Source organism: Candidatus Omnitrophota bacterium (assembly GCA_013791745.1).
In the GTDB taxonomy this organism is placed as follows: domain Bacteria; phylum CG03; class CG03; order CG03; family CG03; genus CG03.
The window spans coordinates 1-3,068 of record VMTH01000045.1; the positions used below are offsets into that span (position 1 = coordinate 1).

General features: G+C 49.5%; 3 protein-coding genes. 1 reads left to right on the forward strand and 2 read right to left on the reverse strand.

The window, feature by feature from the left end:
* Nucleotides 1-119, reverse strand: a 119-nt coding sequence (locus FP827_02305) for a shikimate dehydrogenase (GenBank protein MBA3051914.1), incomplete at its 3' end; no start/stop codon positions are given.
* Nucleotides 119-1,429: a TldD/PmbA family protein gene (locus FP827_02310; protein ID MBA3051915.1), complete on the reverse strand. Its 1,311-nt coding sequence runs from the start codon at nt 1,427-1,429 to the stop codon at nt 119-121. The genes FP827_02310 and FP827_02305, both read right to left, overlap by 1 nt.
* Nucleotides 1,430-1,776: 347 nt before the next feature.
* Between FP827_02310 and FP827_02315 the strand changes: the two genes are divergently transcribed.
* Nucleotides 1,777-2,943 carry an ATP-binding protein gene (locus FP827_02315; GenBank protein MBA3051916.1) on the forward strand — a complete coding sequence of 389 codons (1,167 nt, stop codon included), beginning with the start codon at nt 1,777-1,779 and terminating at the stop codon, nt 2,941-2,943.
* The last annotated feature ends 125 nt before the right edge of the window (nt 2,944-3,068 follow it).

The following is a 3,068-nucleotide window of genomic DNA, read 5'->3' on the forward strand; positions in this document are numbered from 1 at the left end:
TCTACCGGGTAGAGGCCATAGCTCCAGGGGAGAGAAAGTTTTTCAAAGGCGCCGTTGTGGATCGCCGGCGACAGGGAATGCGCCACCGGCCATCCGATGAGTCCCGTTTTTTCAGCCATTATTCCCCCGACACCTGAACGCCGCCCACAAGAAGAGAGGGGCTGCCTGTTGAGGAATAGAACTTGAGGTCATTCCCCACGCCTTTTATGTTCCGCAGAAAATCCAGCAATCCGCCGGATATTGTGATGCCCCTGATGTTTTTGACCGGTTTGCCTTTTCTGTATAACCGCCCGCGGGCGCCGAATGAAAAACGCGCCGTTTGGGTATCCACAAGATGGGTGCCTATCACCTCGTCTATCTGCAGGACATCACCCTCACCGAGAAGAGATGATATTTCGTCTTTGCCGTTTTCTATAAAGAGATTGAAGAAACCCGGCTGCGGGAGGCTGGATACGGAGCGCACCGCGTTTCCCGTGGATTTTCTGTCCATAAGAGCGGCCGTCCTGAAATCCGTGAGGAATTCGCGGAAAACCCCGTCCTTTATGATCTCGTGCCTTTTCGCCGCGACGCCTTCGCTGTCAAAAGACATGCTGCCGATCAGGCGCGGGATTGTGCCGTCGTCCGTCACGTTCAGGAGTTCCGAACCGGCGCTAAAACCTTCCTTCCATTGACGGGGCGCCCTTCCCTCAAGGAATTCATCCGCGCAAAACCATCCTTCTATAATCGAAAGGAATACGCAGGCCGTGTGAGACGGGAGCAAAACTGTCATCAGTCCCGAATCAAGTGAGGAGGCTGCGAACTGGCTGACGGCGTCATCCACGGCCTCGTCTATTATCCTCGCCCTGTCTATGTCATCACGGAAACAGCCGCTGTTATGACTGGAGCCTATCTGTACCTCGCCGCCGGATTCGGCGACGAGCACCAGGCCTTCGGAAAAAGCCGTTTTGTGGGCCGTGACGCTTTTCCCCGAAGAATTGGCTATGACGAGTTTTGATGATGATCCTGAAAAAGAAGCGCTGAGGCATTTTGTTATCCTGCCATCGCGTCCGCGGGCTTCTTTTTCCATTGATCTGAGGCTCTCCCATATCAGGCCGCTCTCAAAAGACATGCCTTTGTCATCGCGGATCTCAACCGCGGGCGGACTATCTCCGCCGGAAAGAGCTATCTGCCAGCCCCATGACGCCGCGTCAAACATCATTCTTTCGCTGTCGGCGGCCATTTTGGAAAGTGCGTTCCTGTCATTTGTCCAGGAAAACCCCATCTTCCCGTTTTTGAGTATCCTCAGCGACGCGGCAAAACCGGAGAGGCTTTCCTTTTCTTCCTCGGGCTCGCCGTTCATCAGAGAATAAGAGCTTCCTCGTTTTTCTACGGTGAAAAGTTCTCTTGATTCAGCTGCCCCTGCAAGGAGCAGCTTTTCCATCTCATCCATGAAGAATCAGAAAAAACAGATATAGCGCGATGAGCAGGCAGGTAACGCCCACTCTTCTTTTGTAGTGCAGAACATAGGAATCGTTGAAGACAAAGAAGTTGATAAAGGCGTGTATCTTTATCACAAGATCTTCCCTGTACAGGTATCCCGCAGCCAGCACAAGAAAAAAAACGGCTAATAGAAAAATTATAAATTCCATGTGTGAATTATATAACAAGCGCGTATCGCTGTCAATTAACAGCGGGTAACAGTTTCGCGCGAATTGTAAAAAGCGCGATATTTATGTAGAATGAAAGCTTTGTTGTGTTGAAAAAGAACCGGAGTTGAAACATACCGGAGGAGAAAGAATGAATACAGATGAAAGAACGATAGGCCTGCTGAAAGAGATCGCCCAGAAGCACTCGCTTGAAAAACTCGCCATTGTCCTCGAAGACAAGAACACTATACTGTTTAAAACAGACATATTTATCTGTCTGCGGGACATCGTGAAGGCCGCCGAAGACGGAGGCAATGTTCTTGAGGCGCTGAAAGAGGCGAAAAATGTTTACAAATCGCCGATCTTTGCCGTCAATCCCGCGAAAGGCGAATTTATGATCAAATCCGCGCCGGATTTCGCCAAGGCTGTTTCCGATATGGAAAAATATTCCTTCTGCTTCAAACTGAGCCCCTATCACATAATCAACACCTTCCTGGCCGTTGTGGAAGCGCAGGTGACAGGAATGGATCTTGACGATCTTTATGCCAAAGGACAAAAGCACATAGAGGATTCCATAGAATATTCGCTCAAGACAAATCCCAACTGGGACAGAGACACTCTCACCGTCGAGAATCCCAGGCTGATAATGCCTGTGGGCGCGGCCGGATGCGGCAAGAGCACTTTTTACAGAGAGCTGTCCAATGTTGTTAATTTCTCATGCGACAATGTGCGTTATCTGCTCTTTAAGGATTTCGGTCCCTGCTTCAGCTCATGGGAGAGCGCCCTGGCCTGGTGGGTTGTGAACCGCCTCACCGACACATATCTCTCCAAGGGCTATAACGTTTTTTACAACGGAGTGAACACGGATCCCGAATACCGTTCGCCGATAACCATGGAAAACCCGGATCCGCTTTTCGCGGGAATGCCCTATGATGTGAAGCTCGTCTATTTCGAACCCCCCGTTCATCTGAACGCCGAGGAACTGAAGGAATTATCCGATATCAATCTGTGGTCCGCGAAAATAGAGGATATGGATATGTCCGCTCTATCCGCGAATGTAAAACAGATAATGGAACTTATAAAAGGAAACTACCTGCGGACACTGGCAAGAACAAAAGATATTTCAGGCGGTAAATCCGAGCAGGATCCTTTTGACATATTATATGCCGTACCCGCGGCCATTGTGAAACTTTTCGTGCAGCAGTCCTTCAATCAGCCCAAAGGCGGGAATGTCGTCGTGGTGCCGCGTATAGAAATACCGAACGCTGCCGAGAGAACTGCTTTTTACAAAAAATACGCCGACCAGCTTATTCAGTAAAAAGAAAAAGAGAAAAAGGAGGGAAAAAGGGGACGTCCCTAATTTTCTCATCAGGTAAAAGCGATGGCGGAATCAGCTTTCTATGAAAACGCTGAATTCGGGCGGGTAAACAAAATGTTTTTTCA